At 72.3% G+C, this 20,300-nt stretch carries 17 protein-coding genes; 6 read left to right on the top strand and 11 right to left on the bottom strand.

The window, feature by feature from the left end; genetic code table 11:
- The first annotated feature begins 43 nt into the window (after window positions 1–43).
- From HNR57_RS18865 to HNR57_RS18855, 3 genes are all read left to right on the top strand, one after another.
- Window positions 44–706 carry a bifunctional DNA primase/polymerase gene (locus HNR57_RS18865; RefSeq protein ID WP_097217294.1) on the top strand — a complete coding sequence of 221 codons (663 nt, stop codon included), beginning with the start codon at window positions 44–46 and terminating at the stop codon, window positions 704–706.
- A 105-nt stretch (window positions 707–811) separates the two neighbouring features.
- Window positions 812–1,603, top strand: a complete 792-nt coding sequence (locus HNR57_RS18860) for an ABC transporter ATP-binding protein (protein WP_184561172.1) — start codon at window positions 812–814, stop codon at window positions 1,601–1,603.
- Window positions 1,600–3,192, top strand: a complete 1,593-nt coding sequence (locus HNR57_RS18855; protein ID WP_184561171.1) for a transporter — start codon at window positions 1,600–1,602, stop codon at window positions 3,190–3,192. Before HNR57_RS18860 ends, HNR57_RS18855 begins: the two co-directional genes overlap by 4 nt.
- A gap of 19 nt (window positions 3,193–3,211) precedes the next feature.
- On the opposite strand, the gene HNR57_RS18850 is transcribed toward HNR57_RS18855, so the two are convergent.
- Together HNR57_RS18850 and HNR57_RS18845 are read right to left on the bottom strand one after the other, a co-directional pair.
- A complete protein-coding gene (locus HNR57_RS18850; RefSeq protein ID WP_184561170.1) occupies window positions 3,212–4,111 on the bottom strand; it encodes an alpha/beta fold hydrolase in 900 nt (299 codons plus the stop codon).
- A 602-nt stretch (window positions 4,112–4,713) separates the two neighbouring features.
- Window positions 4,714–5,406: an iron-dependent transcriptional repressor DtxR gene (locus HNR57_RS18845; protein ID WP_184561169.1), complete on the bottom strand. Its 693-nt coding sequence runs from the start codon at window positions 5,404–5,406 to the stop codon at window positions 4,714–4,716.
- 271 nt (window positions 5,407–5,677) lie between these two features.
- Here HNR57_RS18845 and HNR57_RS18840 point away from each other — a divergent pair, with 271 nt between their 5' ends.
- Window positions 5,678–6,433 (top strand): SIS domain-containing protein, encoded by a 756-nt coding sequence (locus HNR57_RS18840; protein ID WP_184561168.1) that lies wholly within the window; start codon window positions 5,678–5,680, stop codon window positions 6,431–6,433.
- Window positions 6,434–6,454: 21 nt separating this feature from the next.
- Here the strand turns inward: HNR57_RS18840 and HNR57_RS18835 are convergent, their stop codons facing one another.
- Entirely contained in the window at window positions 6,455–7,912 is a 1,458-nt protein-coding gene (locus tag HNR57_RS18835; RefSeq protein ID WP_184561167.1) for a PAS domain-containing protein, read from the bottom strand.
- A 411-nt stretch (window positions 7,913–8,323) separates the two neighbouring features.
- Here HNR57_RS18835 and HNR57_RS18830 point away from each other — a divergent pair, with 411 nt between their 5' ends.
- Entirely contained in the window at window positions 8,324–8,833 is a 510-nt protein-coding gene (locus HNR57_RS18830) for an HIT family protein (RefSeq protein WP_184561166.1), read from the top strand.
- A gap of 18 nt (window positions 8,834–8,851) precedes the next feature.
- Here HNR57_RS18830 and HNR57_RS18825 read toward each other — a convergent pair whose 3' ends face one another.
- Entirely contained in the window at window positions 8,852–9,952 is a 1,101-nt protein-coding gene (locus tag HNR57_RS18825; protein ID WP_184561165.1) for a citrate synthase 2, read from the bottom strand.
- Between the two features lie 282 nt (window positions 9,953–10,234).
- Here HNR57_RS18825 and pdxH point away from each other — a divergent pair, with 282 nt between their 5' ends.
- Entirely contained in the window at window positions 10,235–10,903 is a 669-nt protein-coding gene (gene pdxH / locus HNR57_RS18820; RefSeq protein WP_184561164.1) for a pyridoxamine 5'-phosphate oxidase, read from the top strand.
- A gap of 157 nt (window positions 10,904–11,060) precedes the next feature.
- Here pdxH and HNR57_RS18815 read toward each other — a convergent pair whose 3' ends face one another.
- The 7 genes from HNR57_RS18815 to HNR57_RS18785 are packed head-to-tail and all read right to left on the bottom strand — an operon-like array spanning window position 11,061 to window position 20,295.
- Complete coding sequence (locus tag HNR57_RS18815) at window positions 11,061–11,672, bottom strand: TetR/AcrR family transcriptional regulator (protein ID WP_184561163.1); 612 nt, start codon at window positions 11,670–11,672, stop codon at window positions 11,061–11,063.
- The gene (locus HNR57_RS18810) at window positions 11,660–12,394 is read right to left on the bottom strand and encodes an enoyl-CoA hydratase family protein (protein ID WP_184561162.1); all 735 of its coding nucleotides are present in this window, start codon (window positions 12,392–12,394) and stop codon (window positions 11,660–11,662) included. The genes HNR57_RS18815 and HNR57_RS18810 overlap by 13 nt, the downstream gene beginning before the upstream one ends.
- A complete protein-coding gene (locus tag HNR57_RS18805) occupies window positions 12,391–13,959 on the bottom strand; it encodes a 4-coumarate--CoA ligase family protein (RefSeq protein ID WP_184561161.1) in 1,569 nt (522 codons plus the stop codon). The genes HNR57_RS18810 and HNR57_RS18805 overlap by 4 nt, the downstream gene beginning before the upstream one ends.
- 39 nt (window positions 13,960–13,998) lie before the next feature.
- Entirely contained in the window at window positions 13,999–15,120 is a 1,122-nt protein-coding gene (locus tag HNR57_RS18800; RefSeq protein WP_184561160.1) for an acyl-CoA dehydrogenase family protein, read from the bottom strand.
- A gap of 57 nt (window positions 15,121–15,177) precedes the next feature.
- The gene (locus HNR57_RS18795; RefSeq protein ID WP_184561159.1) at window positions 15,178–17,019 is read right to left on the bottom strand and encodes an acetyl/propionyl/methylcrotonyl-CoA carboxylase subunit alpha; all 1,842 of its coding nucleotides are present in this window, start codon (window positions 17,017–17,019) and stop codon (window positions 15,178–15,180) included.
- A 10-nt stretch (window positions 17,020–17,029) separates the two neighbouring features.
- Window positions 17,030–18,628, bottom strand: a complete 1,599-nt coding sequence (locus HNR57_RS18790) for an acyl-CoA carboxylase subunit beta (protein WP_184561158.1) — start codon at window positions 18,626–18,628, stop codon at window positions 17,030–17,032.
- Entirely contained in the window at window positions 18,625–20,295 is a 1,671-nt protein-coding gene (locus tag HNR57_RS18785; protein ID WP_184561157.1) for an acyclic terpene utilization AtuA family protein, read from the bottom strand. The genes HNR57_RS18790 and HNR57_RS18785 overlap by 4 nt, the downstream gene beginning before the upstream one ends.
- Window positions 20,296–20,300 lie beyond the last annotated feature (5 nt).

Below are 20,300 nucleotides of genomic sequence, written 5' to 3'. Positions count from 1 at the left end.
CCGCGCACACGGGTGGGCGTAACCCCTGGTGACGACCAGAGTTGTGTTCATCGTGGAAGAGACGATCGCCGGCACCGAAGCCGCTCAGATCCCGAAGCAGCGCGGGGAATCGCTGCTGGAGACCGCTGTTCGCTACGCCGAGGAACGCCACTGGGACGTGTTCCCCGGCACCTGGCTGGAAGCCGTCGACGGCAGCCAGCGCTGCTCCTGCGGTGACGCGGCGTGTCCGGCGCCCGGGTCGCACCCGGCGCGCCCGGACTGGGCGACGCAGGCGACGGGCAGCGCGACGGTGGCGCGACGGATGTGGCAGAAGCAGCCGACCGCGTCGATCCTGCTGCCGACGGGGCGGACGTTCGACGCGATCTCCGTGCCGGAGACGGCCGGGTTCCTGGCGCTCGCGCGCATGGAGCGGATGGAGCTGACGCTCGGGCCGGTGACGCTCACGCCGGACCGGCGGATGGAGTTCTTCGTGCTGCCGGGGGCCGGTGTGAAGGTGCCCGACCTGGTGCGAAAGCTGGGGTGGTCGGTGTCGTCGCTGGATCTGACCGTGCTGGGTGAGGGGGCGTACGTGGCTGCGCCACCCACGCGGTTCGGGTCCCGGGGGGCCGTGCAGTGGGCCTGCCGGCCCACTCCGGCGAATCGGTGGCTGCCGGATGCGGAGGAGCTGATCTCGCCCTTGGCCTATGCGTGCGGGCGGGATCGCTGAGCGCCCCCTCGTCTGCCCCGTTGCCGTTGCGTGGCGGCTGCGGGTCGTCCGTGGTTGATCGCGCAGTTCTCCGCCCCCCTCGAGAACACCACCGTAGGGTGCAAGGTGACGGAGGGAGGCGCGGTGGGATCCAGCGCTGTGCGTGTGCGGGGGCTCTGGAAGCGGTTCGGGCAGCAGGTCGCTGTCGCCGGGGTCGATCTCGATTTGCCCGCGGGCAAGTTCATCGGGCTCGTCGGGCCGAACGGGGCCGGGAAGACCACCACCTTGTCGATGGTGACCGGGCTGCTCAGGCCCGACCACGGGACCGTCGAGGTGGTCGGGCACGACGTGTGGCGGGACCCCGTCGAGGTGAAGGCCCGGATCGGGGTGCTGCCGGAAGGACTGCGGCTGTTCGAGCGGCTCTCCGGGCGGGAACTGCTGGCGTACAGCGGGCGGTTGCGCGGGCTGCCCGGCGCCGAGGTCGACAAGCGGGCCACGCAGCTCCTCGACGTCCTCGATCTCGCCGGGGCCCAGCACAAGCTGGTCGTCGACTACTCGACCGGTATGCGCAAGAAGATCGGGCTCGCCGGCGCTCTCCTCCACAATCCCGAAGTGCTGTTCCTGGACGAGCCGTTCGAGGGGGTCGACCCCGTCTCCGCGCAGACCATCCGGGGTGTCCTGGAGCGCTACACCGCCTCGGGCGCCACGGTCGTGTTCTCTTCCCACGTCATGGAGCTCGTCGAGTCGCTGTGCGACTGGGTCGCCGTCATGGCCGCCGGGCGGATCCGCGCCACCGGCACGCTCGCCGAGGTGCGCGGGGACGCGCCCTCGCTGCAGCGGGCGTTCCTCGAACTCGTCGGCGCGCAGAGCCGGGACGCCGGGTCCGATCTCGACTGGCTGGGCGGCGGGACCCGGTGAGCACCGACGCGATCACCCCCGTCTTCGTACGGCTGAAGCTGTCGCTGCTGCGCAACGGGCTGCGGCAGTCCGGCGGGCGGAAGGCCGCCTACATCACCTCGGCCGTCTTCGCCCTGCTGTTCGCCGCGCTCCAGCTGATCGGCCTGATCGCGCTGCGCGGCCATGCGCACGCCGAGTCGGTGGTGGTGCTGGCGGTGGCGGTGCTGGGGCTCGGGTGGGCGGTGATGCCGCTGTTCTTCCCCAGCGGTGACGAGACACTCGACCCGACCCGGCTGGTGATGCTGCCGCTGCGGCCCCGGCCGCTGGTGCGGGCCCTGCTCACGGCCTCGCTGGTGGGCATCGGGCCACTGTTCACGCTGTGCCTGCTGGTCGGTTCCGTGATCGCGGTGGCGCGGGGCGGGGCCGCGTTCGTGGTGGGTGTGGTCGCCGTCGTCCTGGCGCTGCTGGTGTGCGTGGCGCTCGCGCGGGCCGTCGCCGCCGCCAACGTACGGCTGCTCACCAGCCGCAAGGGGCGGGACCTCGCGGTGCTCAGCGGGCTCGTCATCGCGGTCGGGGCGCAGATCGTCAACTTCGGCGCGCAGCGCATCGGGGCGTCGGGGCTGGGCGAGCTCGACCCGGCGGCCGGGGTCCTGCAGTGGGTGCCGCCCGCGTCGGCGATCGGGGCCGTGCACGCGGTGAGTGAGGGCTCGTACGGTCTCGCCGCCGCGCAACTGGCGCTGAGCGCGGGGGCGCTGGTGGGGCTGCTCGCGCTGTGGTCACGGCACCTCACCCGGCTGATGACCTCACCCGACGGATCCACCCTGCCGGGCGCCGAGTCGGCCGCCGGGGAACGGTCGTCGACCGGGTTGGGGCGGCTGCTGCCGACGGGCCGTACGGGCACGGTCATGGAGCGCAGCCTGCGGTACGTGTGGCGCGACCCGAAGACCAAGGCAGCCTGGGTGACGTCGCTGGCCATCGGGCTGATCGTGCCGGTGTTCAACGCCTGGCAGGGCACCGGGTCGGTGTACTTCGCGTGCTTCGCCGCCGGGATGCTCGGCATCCAGATGTACAACCAGTTCGGGCAGGACACCTCGGCGTTCTGGATGGTCGCGATGACGATCTCCTCGACGCGTGACGCCTACGTCGAACTGTGCGCCCGGGCGTACGCCCTGCTGCTGATCACCCTGCCGTACGCCACGCTCGTGACCGTTCTGACGACGGCCATGCTCGGCGACTGGCGGCGGCTGCCCGAGGCCCTGGGGCTGTCCTTCGCGCTGCTCGGCGCGATGCTCGCGACCGGGGCGTGGACGTCCGCCCGCTTCCCCTACTCCATCCCGCAGGAGGGCTACAAGAACGTCGCCCCCGGGCAGACCGGGCTGGCCTGGATCTCCATCTTCGGCGGGATGATGGCGGCCGCGCTGCTGTGCGCGCCCGTCATCGCGCTCACGATCTGGCTGAACGTGAGCGCCGACGGCGAGGACTGGACGTGGCTGCTGCTGCCGGTGGGCACGGCGTACGGGGCGGGGCTCGCGGCGGCGGGGCTGAAACTGGCCGCTCCGCGGACGGCCCGGCGGCTGCCGGAGATCCTGGCGGCGGTCAGCAAGGGGTGAGGCGGCTGCGGAGGCGGCGTCAGTCGTCGCCCAGGGAGTCCAGGAAGGGCTCGATCGCGGCGCGCCAGGCCTCCGGCTGGTCGTAGTGCACCAGATGGCCGGCGTCGGCGACCTCCGCGTACTGGCCGCGGGGCAGGACCCGGACCATCTCCTGGGCCTCGGCGCGGCCCAGCTCGCCGTCCAGGCCGCGCACGACCAGGGCGGGGCAGCGGACCTGGGCCAGCTCCTCCCAGTGCGCGTCGTACACCCACGTCTCGCGGGAGCGGAGCATCTGCTCCGGTTCGAAGACCGGGCGCCAGCCGTCCGGGGACTCGGCCATCACCTCGGCGTAGAACTCGCCACGAGCCGGATTGGGCCGCTCCACCCAGGGGTCGTCCTCGCCGAACCACTTGCGGACGTCGGCGAGCGTGGCGAAGGGCAGCGGCCAGGCCTTGAACCACTGGTCCCACTCGCGCTGGGAGGCGGCGCCGAGCGCGGAGGCCCGCATGTCGCAGATGATCAGCCCGCGGACCAGGTCGGGACGCCGCGCGGCGAGCTGCCAGGCGGTCAGCGCGCCCATGGCGTGGCCGATGAGGACGACCGGGGCGAGACCGAGCTGCTCCAGAGCGGCCTCGGCGTCGTCGACGTAGGCGTCACGCGTGAAGGAGCCCTGCGGGGGTTTGTCACTGCGGCCGTGGCCGCGCTGGTCGAGGGCGACGGCGCGGTAGCGCGCGGAGAGCCAGCGGGCGGTGTACGCCCAGTGTGAGGCCCGGCCCATGAGGCCGTGCAGTAACAGCACGCCCGGGGAGCCCTCCGGCGCGGTGTGCCCGTCGTGCGCCCCCTGACCGTCCTGCGCCGGATCGGTCTTGGGCGGGTCCCCGAACTCCCAGGCCGCCAGGCGTACGCCGCCCGTCCCGGTCACGTCGATGCGTCGCGCCATGTCCTGGCACCCCCCAAGCTTCGCGCGGACCGCGGCTGTCTGAGCCGGCCGGTCCTGGAACCGTGTTCTGCCTGCTGTGCCTTCTGCCGTGCTGGTTGCCGTACCTGTCGGTGCAAGTGTGCCGTGCACCGCCCGCAGACTATCGAAAGCGCATTCGAGAATGGGGTTCTCGCGGGCAACACCCCTCGTTCGAGTGACCACCCCCGGGGATTGATCGCCGCTGCCCGGGGGAGATCTTCAGCGGGAGGCGGACCGCTCGGGGAAACCGGTCCGAGGGGAATGACCCTGAGAGCTCGGGGCTCCGGGTCAGCACAGGGGAGGACAGGCCCCGGCGCCACAGGGCGCCGGGGCCCTCCACATCTCCACGGCACATCCTCCCGCCCCCTCCCCGGCCGGGCGACATCGCTGTCGAGCCACGGCCCAGAGCCCCTCAGGTCATATGCCTCACGCGACAGCGTCGCACGGGAAGCGTACGAGCGCTGCCATTCGCCGGACCGGACCGCGGATTCGGTCCGGATCACGCCAACGCCACAAGAACCCCCTGCGCAACGGGAGTCGGCCGAAGCCGGCCACTCGGCTCCGGCCCCGGCGACCCGGCCGGATCAGGGCTTGGCGACGAACACGTGGGAGGCCACTTCCGACTCCAGCTCGGCCGCCTCGCCGCCGCTGCCCACCAGCACCCCGCCCGCCGACTCCGTCACGCTCACCACCGAGCCGGGCTGCACGCCCGCCCGCCGCAGCGTGTACATCAGCTGCGCGTCCGTCTGGATCGGCTCGCCGATCCGGCGCACCACGACCGTCTTGCCCTCGGCACCCGGGTCGAGACTCGCCAGCGACACCATGCCCTCGTCCAGGAACGGATCGGCGCCGTCCTTCTCGCCGAGCTCCTCCAGACCCGGGATCGGGTTGCCGTACGGCGACTCCGTCGGATGCCGCAGCAACTCCAGGACCCGGCGCTCCACGGCCTCGCTCATCACGTGCTCCCAGCGGCACGCCTCGGCGTGGACCTGCTCCCACTCCAGACCGATCACGTCGACGAGCAGACACTCGGCCAGGCGGTGCTTGCGCATCACACGCGTGGCCAGCCGGCGGCCCTCGTCGGTCAGCTCCAGATGCCGGTCGCTGGCGACGGACACCAGACCGTCGCGCTCCATCCGCGCCACGGTCTGGCTGACGGTCGGCCCGCTCTGGTCCAGCCGCTCGGCGATACGGGCGCGCATGGGGACCACACCCTCTTCCTCCAGCTCGAGGATGGTGCGGAGATACATCTCCGTGGTGTCGATCAGTCCGGACATACGTGCCCCTCGAATGAGATCTGCCGGAGGCTGGACGGCTCACCGGCGTGTGCGCTGGCCCTGCACCCAATTCTGCCGGATACCACCGACAACCGTGCCGCGGGAGGGAAAGCCGGAGATTACCCGGCCGTCCGCCAGGGTACGGACTTCTCTTTCGGGCGCTTCCCCGGCACTCGCTCCACGCCCCTCACGGCCGTATTGACACCGCACTGGTCCAGACCGCACCGTGATGCGCGACACGAGCCGCGAGGCCAGCCTGAAGGGACCCCGTATGAGCGACCGCGCGCCGGCCGGCCAGTTCATCGACGCCGCGATCGGCCTGCTGCGGCGGCTGCGCGACGAGGAGGCCGACAGCATCGCCGCGGCCGGGACGCTCCTCGCCGACACCGTCGCCGACGGCGGCCGGCTCTTCGCCTTCGGCGCCGGGCACTCCTCCCTCGCCGCGCAGGACCTCGTCTACCGCGCCGGCGGCCTCGCCCTGATGAACCTGCTCGCCGTACCGGGTGTCGTCGGCGTCGACGTCATGCCCGCGCCCCTCGGCTCCGCCCTGGAACGCGTCGACGGCCTCGCGAGCGCCGTCCTCGACAGCTCCCCGCTCCGCGAGGGCGACGCCCTGCTGATCATCTCCCTGTCGGGGCGCAACGCCCTGCCCGTCGAGATGGCCATGAACGCCCGCGCCCTGGGCGTCAAGGTCATCGGCGTGACCTCGGTGGCCTACGCCTCGGAGACGAAGTCCCGGCACGCCTCCGGGACCTACCTGAAGGACCACTGCGACCTCGTCCTCGACTCCAAGATCGCGGTCGGCGACGCGGAACTCACCCACGACGACATCCCCGCCCCCTTCGCCCCCGCCTCCACGGTCGTCACCTCCGCCCTCCTCCAGGCCGTCATGGCGACGGCCGCCACCACCCTCGCCGACCGCGGCATCGAGCCGCCCCTGCTGCGCTCCGGGAACGTCGACGGCGGCCACGACTGGAACGCCCGGGTGATGGAGCAGTACCGCGACCGGATCTTCTACCGGCACTGACCGGGCCGGTACGGGCGCCCCTCACTCCCCGTCCGACAGCCCCGCCAGATCCAGCGCCGCAGCGATCCGTACGGCCACGTCCTCCGCGTACATCGCGTCGGACCGCTCGAAGGCACTGCGGCCGGCGCCCCTCAGGAACGTCACGACGCCCAGGGTCCGGCCCCGGCTGCGCAGCACCGCGCACAGGGCGTGCACCGCGTCCGGAGGCCACTGGCGGGCCAGCGCCCACTCACGGGCCGCCTCGGGCGGGGCGGCCCCCGCACTCGCGCGCAGAGACCCGACGCGCTCCACGCACTGCAGGGCCGGATGCCCCTCGGCGTAGCGGACGGGCAGGCCCGCCTGACCGGCCAGCCTGCTCGGGCCCGGCGCTCCGGACGGTGTGGCGGCGACCCGGACCAGCCGGACGGGCCCCTCGGCCTCCGCGTCCGTGAGCGCGCCACCGGCGACCCGGTCGATCAACCCGTGGTCGGCGAAACCGGCCAGGGCGAAGTCCAGATGGACCGTCGCCGCCTCCGCCGGGTCCTCGCACTCGGCGGCGGCCCGCGAAGCGCGGTGCAGCTGCTGCGTACGGAAGCGCAGCAAGGAAGCCTCCTGCTCGGCTTGCTTGGCCTCCGTCACATCCTGGAACAACCAGCCCACACCCAGCGGAACCGGCTCCTCCGCGAGCGGCGAGGCCAGCCGCAGGAAGCCGCTGCGCCAGCACCGCCGCTGCTCGCCCTCCTTGGCCCGCACACTCACCCACACCTCGGCGGGCGCGGGCGGCGCGCCCTCCGCCAGCACGTGCTGCAGCGCGCTCTCCAGCTCCTCCACGCCGTGCGACAGCAACTCCCCGAGCGGCCGTCCCAGCACCGATGTACGGCCCGTGCCCAGCGCCCGGGCCGCGTGCGCGTTCACCACGGCCGGCCGCAGATCGACGTCGACCAGCACGACACCCCAGCTGGCGTCCTCGAACAGGGCCTCGCTCAGCGCGATCGAGCGCTCCAGATCGATCTGCGCGTGCACCTCGCTGAACGCGCAGTACACCCCCGCGGGCTTGCCGTCGGGCCCGAGCACCGCCGCCGACTGCGTACGGACGAGCACCCGCCCGCCGTCCTTCGTCAGCAGGGCGAACTCGTGCACCTGCCGCCCCGGCGCGTGCATCGCCGACAGCAGCCGCCCCTCGACCTCCTCGGCGTCAGCGCTGCGCACGGCCCACCCGGCCAGCCCATGCCGCCCCACGGCCTCGTCGGCGCCCCACCCCAGGATCCGCTCGGCCTCACGGTTCCAGTGCGTCACGACTCCGTCGGCGTCGAACGCGCACAGCGCCGCGTCCATGCCGTCCAGCAAAGCGGCAAGCAGATCCGAACCATCCGAACTCTCCCGCTCGGGCTCGTCCGGCCCCAGCTCGTCGGTGGTCCCACTACGCCGGGAAGCACTCACCTGGACCCCCTGCAGGCTGCGTCCGCACGTACGGCACGTCGGTTCGCTCCTTGCAATCATTCAACTGGAACGTGACCCAGCGCACACCGAGTTCCCACAACATTGAAGGAATCGTTGTACGGCGGCAATCCCCACGTCAACGCCACGGAGACGGCCCGCGAGGCGGACCTCCCACTCCCGTTCCCCGAAAAAAACGGTTGATCCCGAGCCGAACGGTTTCTTAGGGTTCCAGGTACACGAGAGAGGAGGTGGTTCGGCAGATGTATGGAAACCGGACGCGTGAGGTGGCTGCGGGCTAGCGGCCCGTCACCACACTCAGTGCGGTGCCGAGCCAGCGCGTGAGCGAGCGTGCAGCCGGCCCAATCTCAGGCAGTCACCCGACCCGCGAGTCGCCGGTACGTCCGGCCGGCTCCTCCCCAGGAGGAACCAGACTCGCGGGTCGTCTGCGTTTTTCCGCGTCTTCCGGGGGCGATGACAGTGGGTGCGTGGCGCGACGACCGGATCGGCAGTGCTCTGCGGGGTGAGAACCCGGCCGTGATGCGGCGGCTGGAGTCCGGGTTCGCGGTGATCGGGGATGTGCAGTTCCTGCCCGGCTACTCGGTGCTGCTGACCGATGATCCCGCGGTGCGGCGGTTGTCCGAGCTGCCGCGGAGCGGGCGGCTGGCGTTCCTGGCCGACATGGACCGGCTGGGAGAGGCCGTCGAGCTGGCCTGCCGGCGGGTGGAGCCGGGGTTCCGGCGGGTCAATCTGGAGATTCTCGGGAACGCCGACGGGTTTCTGCACGCGCACGTGTGGCCGCGGTACGACTGGGAGCCCGCGGAGCTCGTGCGGCTGCCCGTGTGGCTCTACCCGCGGGGGATGTGGGGCGAGGAGCGCCACGCGCTCGGGGCTCGGCACGAGCCGCTGCGGGAGGCCATCGGGGAGGAGCTCGACCGGCTCTCGGGGCGGGGCATGCCGACGGCCCCACCCGGGGACGGGTGAGGCCGTGGGTGGGGTGGGTCAGTGGGCGATGTCCTCGTAGCCCTCGATGTCGTGGGGGTCGCGGGTGCCCGGGCCCACGTAGCGGGCCGAGGGGCGGACCAGGCGGCCGGTGCGCTTCTGCTCCAGGATGTGGGCGGACCAGCCGGCCGTGCGGGCGCAGGTGAACATGGACGTGAACATGTGCGCCGGGACCTCGGCGAAGTCCAGGACGATGGCCGCCCAGAACTCGACGTTGGTCGCGAGGACGCGGTCGGGGCGGCGGGCGTGGAGTTCCGCGAGGGCCGCCTTCTCCAGGGCCTCGGCGACCTCGAAGCGGGGGGCTCCCAGCTCGCGGGCGGTGCGGCGCAGGACCCTCGCCCTCGGGTCCTCGGCGCGGTAGACGCGGTGGCCGAAGCCCATGAGGCGTTCGCCCTTGTCGAGGGCGTTCTTGACGTAGGCCTCCGCGTCGCCGGTGCGTTCGATCTCCTCGATCATGCCGAGGACGCGGGAGGGTGCGCCGCCGTGCAGCGGGCCGGACATCGCGCCCACCGCGCCGGAGAGCGCGGCCGCGACGTCGGCGCCCGTCGAGGCGATCACACGAGCTGTGAACGTGGACGCGTTCATGCCGTGCTCGGCGGCGCTCGTCCAGTACGCGTCCACCGCCGCCACGTGCTTGGGGTCCGGCTCGCCCCGCCAGCGGATCATGAAGCGTTCGACGACGGACTGGGCCTTGTCGATCTCCCGCTGCGGGACCATCGGCAGGCCCTGGCCGCGGGCGGACTGGGCGACGTAGGACAGGGCCATGACGGCCGCCCGTGCCAGGTCGGCGCGGGCCTGCTCGGCGTCGATGTCGAGGAGGGGTTTGAGGCCCCAGACGGGCGCGAGCATGGCCAGGGCCGACTGGACGTCCACGCGGATGTCGCCGGAGTGCACGGGGATGGGGAAGGGCTCGGCGGGCGGCAGACCGGGGTTGAAGGCTCCGTCGACGAGCAGGCCCCAGACGTTGCCGAACGAGACGTGGCCGACGAGGTCCTCGATGTCGACGCCCCGGTACCGGAGTGCGCCGCCCTCCTTGTCCGGTTCGGCGATCTCCGTCTCGAATGCGACGACTCCCTCGAGCCCGGGTACGAAGTCGGACATCAGGCGGCTCCTCGTGATGGAAGTGACAGATGGTGTGATGTGGGGTGGGACGTACGAACCATGTGTCAGTCGGCTTGCGAAGGCGGCCGTCCAGTGGATCCACGGTCGTGTACGGCGACTCGCGGTCCTGGCCGGTTGCCCCTGTGATGCCCCGTCCGGCCGACGGTCACCCAACCGGAACGGCACGGAAACGATATCCCCGAGTGCCACCGTTGGGGAGGGTTCACGGCACTCAGTGCCACGCAGTGACGAAGGACACCGTCCGTACGGCAAGATGACCGGGTGACCGACCGCGACGACGTTCCCTTCGATCTGGCCTCGATGCGCAAGCAGTACCGGGCCGAGGGGCTCTCCGAGACCGAGCTCGCCGCCACGCCCGTCGAGCAGTTCGCGCGCTGGTTCAAGCAGGCCGCGACGGACGGCGGGCTGTTCGAGCCGAACGCCATGATCGTCTCGACGGCCGACGCCGAGGGGCGGACGAGTTCCCGTACGGTGCTGCTGAAGCACTTCGACGAGCAGGGCTTCGTCTTCTACACGAACTACGACTCCCGCAAGGCCCGTGACCTGGCGGAGAACCCTTTCGTCTCGCTGCTGTTCCCCTGGCACCCCATGGCCCGGCAGGTCATCGTGAGCGGGATCGCCCGGCGTACCGGCCGGGACGAGACGGCGGCGTACTTCCGCACCCGCCCGCACGGCTCGCAGCTGGGGGCGTGGGCCAGCGCCCAGTCCTCGGTGATCGCGACCCGGGCCGACATAGACGGCGCGTACGCGGAGCTGGCCGCGCGCTATCCGGAGGGCGAGCAGGTGCCGGTGCCCCCGCACTGGGGCGGTTTCCGGGTGGCCCCGCAGACGGTGGAGTTCTGGCAGGGCCGCGAGAACCGGCTGCACGACCGGTTGCGGTACGTGGAGCGGCCGGACGGGAGCTGGCGGGTGGAGCGGCTCAGTCCTTGAGGTTCAGATCCCGCCCCACACGTACGCCGTGCGGTGGCCGTCGAGCAGGGCGGCCAGGCGGGTCCGGAAGTCCTCGTGGCGGAGGGTGTCGTCCTCGCCGGCCGCACGAACCGCGTCCTCGGGCTACCACTCGGCCATCCGAACCGGTCGCCCGTGGTCAGCCCAGCGTCTCCTCCAGCAGCCCCGCCCACTGGGCCACCACCCGTTCGCGGCGGGCCGCGTCGTCCGTGAGGAGGTTGGCGAGGCCCAGGCCGCGGGCCATGTCGAGGAGGCCCTGGACCGTTTCGCGGACGCCGGGGAGGGATTCGTCGGCGGCGAGGAGGTCGACGGCTATGCGGTGGGTCTCGCGGCCGACGCGGGATTCGAGTTCGGTGACGCGGGGGCGGAGCTGCTCCTCGTTGGAGGCGGCGACCCACAGGTGGAGGGCCGCGCGGAACAGCGGTCCCGTGTAGAGGTCGACCAGGGCGGCGACGACGGCGTGGCGGTCGCCTGCCGCGCCCTCGGGGAACAGGGCGCGCAGGGCCGTGGAGCGTTCCTCGGCGACGTATTCGACGGCCGCCGTGAAGAGGTCCTCGCGGGTCGGGAAGTGGTGCTGGGCGGCGCCGCGGGAGACGCCGGCGCGTTCGGCGACGACGGAGACGGTGGAGCCTGCCCAGCCGTGTTCGGCGAGGCAGGCCACGGCGGCTTCGAGGAGCCGCTGCCGGGTGGCCCGGCTGCGGTCCTGCTTGGGGACTCTCTCCGCACGGTCGGCCGTGCTCACACCACCCATGCCGCATCCCGTCGCTCGAGGAAGGCCGTCATCCCCTCGCGGGCCTGCGGGGAGGAGAACAGCCGGGCCGAGAGCGCGGTCAGGGCGTCCGCGTCCCGGTCGAAGGCTTCCAGCACCCTAGCCGTGAGCAGCCGTTTCGTCTCGGCCAGGGCGTCGGGCGCGGAGCGGCGCAGACCCTCGAGGATGGGGCCGAGGAGGCGGTCGACATCGCTGTCACAGGTCGTGAGCAGGCCCGTTGCCACCGCCTCGGCCGCGTCGAAGCGTTCGCCGGTGAGGTAGTGGCGGGCCAGTGCGCGGGGGTTCGTGCGGGGCAGGAGCGGGAGGGAGATGACCGCGGGGGCGACTCCGATGCGGACCTCGGTGAAGGCGAAGGTGGCCTCCGTGGAGGCGGCGGCGATGTCGCAGGCGGCCAGGAGGCCGAGGCCGCCCGCGCGGACGTGGCCGGTGACGCGGGCGACGACCGGTTTGGGCAGCTCGATGATCTGCCGCAGCAGGGCGACCAGGGCCTCGGGGGGCGGCGGGTCCTTGAGGTCGGCGCCCGCGCTGAAGGTGTTGCCGGTGTGGGTGAGGACGATCGCGCGGACGCCGGTGTCCTTGCCGGCGTCGGTGAGCGCGCCGGCGAGTTCGCCGACCAGGGCCGCCGACAGGGCGTTGCGGTTGTGCGGTGAGTCGAGGGACAGGGTCTCCACGGCTCGCGCGCGGGTGCGGGCGATCAGCGTCATGCGCTCTCCCTGAGCTGTCGGCGGAGGATCTTGCCGGAGGCCGCGCGGGGCACGCCGACGATGAAGGTGACGTGGCGTATCCGCTTGTAGGGGGCGACGCGTTCGGCGACGTACATCATGATCTCCGCCTCGGTGAGGTCCGCGGCGGACGGCTGGCGGACCACGTAGGCGTGCGGGGCCTCGTTGCCGTCGTCGTCGTACCTGCCGATGACGGCGGCGTCGGCGATGCCCGGGTGGGTGAGGAGGAGGGCCTCCAGTTCGGCGGGGGCCACCTGGAAGCCCTTGTACTTGATGAGTTCCTTGACGCGGTCGACGACGAACAACCAGCCGTCGCCATCCACCTGCCCCACGTCGCCGGTGTGCAGCCAGCCGTCGGCGTCGATCATGGCGGTGGTGGCGTCGGGGCGGCCGAGGTAGCCCTTCATGATCTGGGGGCCGCGGATGAGGATCTCGCCGGGTTCGCCGGCGGGGAGGTCCTTGCCGGGGTCGTCGAGGGAGACGATGCGCATCTCGGTGCCGGCGATGAGTTTGCCGACGGTGCCGGGCGGGGCGTCGTTCATGGCGTCGAGGGGGACGACGTGCGTGCCGGGCGACAGTTCCGTCATGCCGTAGGCCTGGCCGACGGGCGGCAGGCCGAGGCGCCGGGAGCAGGCGAGGGCGAGCCGGGCGTCCAGGGGTGCGGCGGCGCTGACGATGTACCGCAGGGACGACAGGTCGTACTGGGCGACGGCCGGGTGTTTGGCGAGGGCCAGGACGATCGGCGGGGCCACGTACAGGGCGGTGATGCGGTGGTTCTGGACGGCGGCGAGGAACTGCTCCAGGTCGAAGCGGGTCAGGACGACGACGGTGGCGCCCTGCCGCAGGGGCGCGTTCATCAGGGCGGTGAGGCCGTAGATGTGGAAGAAGGGCAGCACGGCCAGGACGCGGTCTCCCGGGCCCGCGGGGATCGCCGGGTGGAGCTGGGCGAGGTTGGTGGCGATCTGCCGGTGCGTGAGCATCACGCCCTTGGGGGTGCCGGTGGTCCCGGAGGAGTAGGGCAGGGCCGCGATGTCCTCGGCGGGGTCGATGGCGACCCGCGGTTCGGGGGCCGTCGAGGCGAGCATGTCGATCAGGGAGCGGTGGCCGCTCGCGCTGTCGCACACGAAGATCTCGCGTACGCCGCCCGCGAGTTCGGCGGCCCGGCGGGCGGCGTCCAGCAGCGGTGACACGGTGACGATCCAGCGGGCCGCCGAGTCCCTCAGCTGTTCGGCGAACTCCTCGGCGGTGGCGAGCGGGTGCACGGTCGTGACGGTGGCGCCCGCGCGCGTGGCCGCGTAGAAGGCGGTCGGGAAGGCGATGGTGTTGGGGCTGTGCAGGGCGAGGACGTCGCCCTTGCGGACACCGGCCTCGGCGAGGGCGGCGGCGACGCGCCGGTGGAACCGGTCCACCTGCTCGTACGTGAGAGTGGTGCCGTCCGTGCCGTCGATCAGCGCCGAGATGTCGCCGAACTCGGCGGCCCGGGCCAGGACCGCGTCGTGGATGGGCAGGTCGACGGGCGGGACGTCTGCGTACTCGCTGCGGAACATGGCGGGTTCCTCCTCGCGGCGCGGGCCGTCTCAGGGTCCTCAGTACGACTTGGGCAGGCCCAGGGTCTGGTGGGAGACGTAGTTGAGAATCATCTCCCGGCTCACCGGGGCAATACGAGCCACGCGCGCGGCCGTTATCAGCCGGGCGAGGCCGTACTCGCGGGTGAGGCCGTTGCCGCCGAGGGTGTGCACGGCCTGGTCGACGGCCTTCACGCAGGCCTCTCCGGCGGCGTACTTGGCCATGTTGGCGGCCTCTCCGGCGCCCATGTCGTCGCCGGTGTCGTAGAGGTGGGCGGCCTTCTGCATCATCAGGCGGGCGAGTTCGAGGTCGATGTGCGCCTGGGCCAGGGGGTGGGCGATGGCCTGGTGGGCGCCGATGGGGGTGTTCCAGACGGTCCGGTCGCGGGCGTACTCGATGGCCTTCGCGAGGGCGTGGCGGCCCATGCCGATCGCGAAGGCGGCCGTCATGATGCGTTCGGGGTTGAGGCCGGCGAAGAGCTGGAGCAGGCCTGCGTCCTCGTCTCCGACCAGGGCGTCGGCGGGCAGCCGTACGTCGTCGAGCGTCAGCTCGAACTGCTTCTCCGCGGCGTTCAGTTCCATGTCGATGGGGCGGCGGGCGAAGCCGGGGGTGTCGCGCGGGACGATGAAGAGGCAGGGCTTGAGGCGGCCGGTGCGGGCGTCTTCGGTGCGGCCGACGATGAGGGTCGCGTCCGCGATGTCCACGCCGGAGATGAAGACCTTGCGGCCGGTGAGGAGCCAGTCGGTGCCGTCTTTGCGTGCCGTGGTGGTGATGCGGTGGCTGTTGGAGCCGGCGTCGGGTTCGGTGATGCCGAAGGCCATGAGGCGGGTGCCGTCGGCCAGGCCGGGGAGCCACTGTTGTTTTTGGGCGTCTGTGCCGAAGCGGGCTATCACGGTGCCGCAGATCGCCGGTGAGACGACCAGCATGAGGAGGGGGCAGCCGGCTGCGCCGAGTTCTTCGAGGACGATGGAGAGTTCGGAGATGCCGCCGCCACCTCCTCCGTACTCCTCGGGGAGGTTGACTCCGAGGTAGCCGAGTTTCCCGGCTTCGGACCAGAGTTGGATGGGGTCGCTGCCGGGGCCGTGGCGTTTGCCGAGGGCGGTGACGGCTTCCCGGAGCGCCTTGTGGTCTTCGGTGTCCATGAGGAGTCCTTTCGGTGCGGGCCGGATGTGGCTTGTCGCGCGGTTCCCCGCGCCCCTTCAGGCCTCCTGCACGACCGCCAGCAGCATGCCCGGCTCCACTTGCTGACCGGGGGTGACCGGCAGCGAGGTCAGTGTTCCCGTCACCGGGGCCGTGATCTTGTGCTGCATCTTCATCGCCTCCAGCCAGAGCAGGGGCTCACCCGCCGTCACGGGTGTTCCCGCCATGAGGCCGTCGGCGACTCGGACGACGGTGCCCGGCATCGGCGCCAGGAGGGAGCCCGGGGCGTGGTCGGTGGTGGGGTCGGGGAAGCGGGGCAGGGCGGTCAGGGCGGTGGTGTTGACGTAGACCTGCTCGCCGTAGCGGGTGACCTCGTACTTCCGCTCCACCCCGTCCACTTCGAGGATCACAAGACGGGCGTCGGCGTGCACCACCCGCACCCCGTCCGCCTCCAGGCCGTTCCGGGTGTGCCGGTAGCGGGCCTCGTGTTCCTCGCCCGCCATCAGGTACCGCTTGGTCTGCGGCTGTGAGGGGACGTTGCGCCAGCCGCCGAAGCGGGAACGGCCGTGGGCGTCGGCGAGGGCGGCGGCCAGGGGGGCGTGCGGGTAGGGGTGCGGCTCGGTCAGGTCCGGCAGGTGCCGGTCGTAGAAGCCGGTGTCCATGCGGGCCGCGGTGAACTCGGGGTGGCGCAGGGAGCGGACCAGGAGGTCGCGGTTGGTGGCGGGGCCGTGGATCTCGGCGCGTTCCAGGGCGGAGGCGAGTGTGCGGACGGCTTCCGCGCGGGTCGGGGCGTGGGCCACGACCTTGGCGATCATGGGGTCGTAGTGGACGCCGATCTCGTCGCCGTCCGTGTATCCGGTGTCCAGGCGGACGGGCCCGGGGACGGACAGGCGGTGCAGGGTGCCGGTCTGCGGGGACCAGTCGCGGGCGGGGTCCTCGGCGTACAGGCGGGCCTCCACGGCGTGGCCGCGCGCGGGGGCCGGGTCGGTTCCGAGGGGGTGGCCCTCGGCGACGCGGATCTGCTCCGCCACCAGGTCGATGCCGAAGACGGCCTCCGTGACAGGGTGTTCGACCTGGAGGCGGGTGTTCATCTCCAGGAAGTGCGCCCTGCCGTCGGCGACGAGGAACTCGACCGTTCCGGCGCCCACGTAGTCGACGGCCCGGGCGGCCCGTACGGCGAGGGCGCGGACCTCCTCGTCGAGTTCGGCGGGCAGGCCGGGGGCCGGGGCCTCCTCGATCACCTTCTGGTGGCGGCGCTGGAGGGAGCAGTCGCGGGTGCCGAGCGGCCGGACCGTGCCGTGGGTGTCGGCGAGGATCTGCACCTCGACGTGGCGGCCGTTCTCCACGTACGGCTCGACGAAGACCTCGCCGTCGCCGAAGGCACTCGCCGCTTCGGCACGGGCGGCGGCCAACTCGGCCTCCAGGCCGGCCAGGTGGCGTACGACGCGCATGCCACGGCCGCCGCCGCCCGCCGCCGCCTTGACCAGCACCGGCAGGTCCGCCTCGGTGACGTCGGTGAGGGGCTCGATGCCCATGAGCTGCTTGGCGCGGGTCTTGGACGCCATCGCCTCGATCGCGGACGGGGGCGGGCCGATCCAGACCAGGCCGGCGTCCTCGACGGCCCGGGCGAAGCCGGCGTTCTCGGAGAGGAAGCCGTAGCCGGGGTGCACGGCGTCCGCCCCGGCGGCGAGGGCGGCCTTCACGACAAGGTCGCCGCGCAGATAGGTGTCGGCGGGCGTCTCCCCCGGGAGTCGTACGCTCACGTCCGCCATCCGCGTGTGGAGGGCGTTCGCGTCGGCGTCCGAGTGCACGGCGACGGTGCGGATGCCCAGGTCGCGGCAGGTGCGGAAGACGCGACAGGCGATCTCGCCCCGGTTGGCGACCAGCACAGAAGTGATCACTGAAGGTTCCTCACATCCGGAAGACGCCGAAGCCGCCGCGCGCGCCCTCGAAGGGGGCGGTGTGGATCGCGGACAGGCACAGGCCGAGGACGGTGCGGGTGTCTCGCGGGTCGATGACGCCGTCGTCGTAGAGCCGCCCCGACAGGAACATCGGCAGCGACTCGGACTCGATCTGCTGCTCGACCATGGCGCGCAGCGCCGCGTCCGCCTCCTCGTCGTAGGGCTGCCCCTTGGCGGCGGCGGACTGGCGGGCGACGATCGACAGCACGCCCGCGAGCTGCTGGGGGCCCATGACGGCCGACTTGGCGCTGGGCCAGGCGAAGAGGAAGCGGGGGTCGTAGGCACGGCCGCACATGCCGTAGTGCCCGGCGCCGTAGGAGGCGCCCATCAGGACGGACAGGTGCGGGACCTTCGAGTTGCTCACGGCGTTGATCATCATCGCGCCGTGCTTGATGATGCCGCCCTGCTCGTACTCCTTGCCGACCATGTAGCCGGTGGTGTTGTGCAGGAACAGCAGCGGGATGTCGCGCTGGTTGGCGAGCTGGATGAACTGCGCGGCCTTCTGGGACTCCTCGCTGAAGAGCACGCCCCGGGCGTTCGCCAGCACCCCCACGGGATAGCCGTGGAGGGTGGCCCAGCCGGTCGTCAGGCTCGTCCCGTACAGCGGCTTGAACTCGTCGAAGTCGGAGGCGTCGACGATGCGGGCGATGACCTCGCGCGGGTCGAAGGGGCTCTTCAGGTCGCCGGGGACGATGCCCAGCAGCTCCTCCGCGTCGTACTTGGGCGGCTCGGCGGCGCCCGGGTCCCCGTACGCCTTGCGGTGGTTGAGGCGGGCGACCACGCGCCGGGCCTGCCGGAGCGCGTCCTGCTCGTCGACGGCGAAGTGGTCGGCGAGGCCCGATACGCGCGCGTGCATCTCGGCGCCGCCCAGGGACTCGTCGTCGCTCTCCTCACCGGTCGCCATCTTCACCAGCGGCGGACCGCCGAGGAACACCTTCGCCCGCTCCTTGACCATGATCACGTGGTCGGACATGCCGGGGATGTAGGCGCCGCCGGCCGTGGAGTTGCCGAAGACGACCGCGACGGTCGGGATGCCGGCGGCGGACAGCCGGGTGAGGTCGCGGAAGATGGCGCCGCCGGGGATGAAGATCTCCTTCTGCGACGGCAGATCGGCACCGCCGGACTCCACCAGGCTGATGCAGGGCAGCCGGTTGGCGAGGGCGATGTCGTTGGCGCGCAGGGCCTTCCTCAGCGACCAGGGGTTGCTCGCGCCGCCGCGCACCGTCGGGTCGTTGGCGGTGATCAGGCACTCCACGCCCTCGACGACACCGATGCCGGTGACGAGGGACGCGCCGACGGTGTACTCACTGCCCCAGGCGGCCAGCGGGGACAGCTCCAGGAACGGTGTGTCGGGGTCGAGGAGCAGCTCGATGCGCTCGCGGGCGAGGAGCTTGCCGCGCTTGCGGTGCCGTGCGACGTACTTCTCGCCGCCGCCCGCGAGGGCCTTGGCGTGCTCGCCGTCGAGCTCGGCGAGTCTGGCGAGCATGGCCTCGCGGTTGGCCCGGTGCTCCGGGCCGTTCGGGTCCAGGACGGAGGTCAGGACGGTCACAGGAGGGCCTCCGGTATGTCCAGGTGGCGTGAGCGCAGCCATTCGCCGAGGGCCTTGGCCTGCGGGTCGAAGCGGTGCTGCGCGGCGACGCCGGCGCCGAGGATCCCCTCGACGACGAAGTTGAGGGCGCGCAGGTTCGGCAGCGCGTGCCGTACGACGGTCAGTTCGCGGCTCTCGGGGATCAGCTCCCGGAACCGGTCGACGGTCAGCTGGTGCGCGAGCCACCGCCAGGCGGCGTCGGTGCGGGCCCACACCCCGACGTTGGCGTTGCCGCCCTTGTCCCCGCTGCGGGCGCCCGCGACCAGGCCGAGGGGCGCCCGTGTCACCGGCCCGGGTGACAGCGGCTCGGGGAGCGGAGGCTCCGGGACGTCGTCGAGTACGAGGGTGTCGTGGGGCGGCGGCACCGGAACCCGGGTTCCGTCATGGAGGACCGCCACATGGTCGACTGCCCCATGGGGGACGTACACATCCTCGAAGACCCCATAGGGCGAGCCCTTCCCCGGTGGTGCCAGCACGTGGAAGCCGGGGTAGCTGGCCAGTGCCAGCTCCACGGCCGCCCCGCTCAACGCCCGCCCGACGGTCCCCTGGTCGGGGTCCCGCACGACGAGCCGCAGCAGCGCGCTCGCCGTCTCCTCGCTCGGGGCGTCGGCGCGGTCGGTGCGGGCGAGTTCCCAGCGCACGTCGGCGACCTTGGCGAGGGCGGGTTCCATCTGGTCCCGCACCAGGGCGGCCTTGGCCTCGACGTCGAGGCCGGTGAGCACGAAGACGACCTCGTTGCGGAAGCCGCCGAGCCGGTTGAGCCCGACCTTGAGGGTGGGCGGCGGTGCCTCCCCGCGCACGCCTTCGATCCGCACCCGGTCGGGGCCGTCCTGGCGCAGCCGTACGGTGTCGAGCCGGGCGGTGACGTCCGGTCCCGCGTACCGGGCACCGGCCGTCTCGTACAGCAGCTGCGCGGTGACCGTGCCGACGTCGACGAAGCCGCCGGTGCCGGGGTGCTTGGTGATGACGCAGCCGCCGCCCTCGTGCAGCTCGGCGAGCGGGAAGCCGGGGCGGCGGACGTCGCCGTCCCGGAAGAAGGCGTAGTTGCCGCCGGTGGCCTGCGCCCCGCACTCCAGTACGTGCCCGGCGACGACGGCGCCCGCGAGCCGGTCGTGGTCGCGCGGCGTCCATCCGAAGTGGGCGGCGGCGGGCCCGGTGACCAGGGCCGCGTCCGTCACCCTCCCGGTGACGACGACGTCGGCGCCCGCCCGCAGGCACTGCGCGATGCCGAAGCCGCCGAGGTAGGCGTGGGCGGCGAGGGAGCCCCGGTGTGCGGCGGTGAGGTCGTCGCCCGCCACATGGGCGACACGTACGGGGATGCCCAGCCGGCCGGCCAAGTGCCGTACGGCGTCGGCGAGTCCGGCGGGGTTGAGCCCTCCCGCGTTGGTGACGATCCTGACACCCCGCTCGTGCGCGAGGCCCAGGCAGTCCTCCAGCTGCCGCAGGAACGTGCGGGCGTATCCGGCGGCCGGGTCCTTGAGGCGGTCCCGGCCGAGGATGAGCATGGTCAGCTCGGCGAGGTAGTCGCCGGTGAGGACGTCGAGTTCGCCGCCGGTGAGCATCTCGCGCATCGCGTCGAAGCGGTCGCCGTAGAAGCCGGAGGCGTTGCCTATGCGGAGGGTCGTCACGAGGC

It is taken from the genome of Streptomyces paradoxus, assembly GCF_014202475.1.
Classification (GTDB): Bacteria; Actinomycetota; Actinomycetes; order Streptomycetales; family Streptomycetaceae; genus Streptomyces; species Streptomyces paradoxus.
This window is presented reverse-complemented; position numbering and strand designations above follow the sequence as displayed.

Excerpts from the sequence above, each read along its gene's own strand:
- HNR57_RS18850 (WP_184561170.1), bottom strand. The coding sequence starts at position 4,111 with ATGGCGCGACGCATCGACGTGACCGGGACGGGCGGCGTACGCCTGGCG.
- HNR57_RS18845 (WP_184561169.1), bottom strand. The coding sequence starts at position 5,406 with ATGTCCGGACTGATCGACACCACGGAGATGTATCTCCGCACCATCCTC.
- HNR57_RS18840 (WP_184561168.1), top strand. The coding sequence starts at position 5,678 with ATGAGCGACCGCGCGCCGGCCGGCCAGTTCATCGACGCCGCGATCGGC.
- HNR57_RS18835 (WP_184561167.1), bottom strand. The coding sequence starts at position 7,912 with ATGATTGCAAGGAGCGAACCGACGTGCCGTACGTGCGGACGCAGCCTG.
- HNR57_RS18830 (WP_184561166.1), top strand. The coding sequence starts at position 8,324 with ATGACAGTGGGTGCGTGGCGCGACGACCGGATCGGCAGTGCTCTGCGG.
- HNR57_RS18825 (WP_184561165.1), bottom strand. The coding sequence starts at position 9,952 with ATGTCCGACTTCGTACCCGGGCTCGAGGGAGTCGTCGCATTCGAGACG.
- HNR57_RS18815 (WP_184561163.1), bottom strand. The coding sequence starts at position 11,672 with ATGGGTGGTGTGAGCACGGCCGACCGTGCGGAGAGAGTCCCCAAGCAG.
- HNR57_RS18810 (WP_184561162.1), bottom strand. The coding sequence starts at position 12,394 with ATGACGCTGATCGCCCGCACCCGCGCGCGAGCCGTGGAGACCCTGTCC.
- HNR57_RS18805 (WP_184561161.1), bottom strand. The coding sequence starts at position 13,959 with ATGTTCCGCAGCGAGTACGCAGACGTCCCGCCCGTCGACCTGCCCATC.
- HNR57_RS18800 (WP_184561160.1), bottom strand. The coding sequence starts at position 15,120 with ATGGACACCGAAGACCACAAGGCGCTCCGGGAAGCCGTCACCGCCCTC.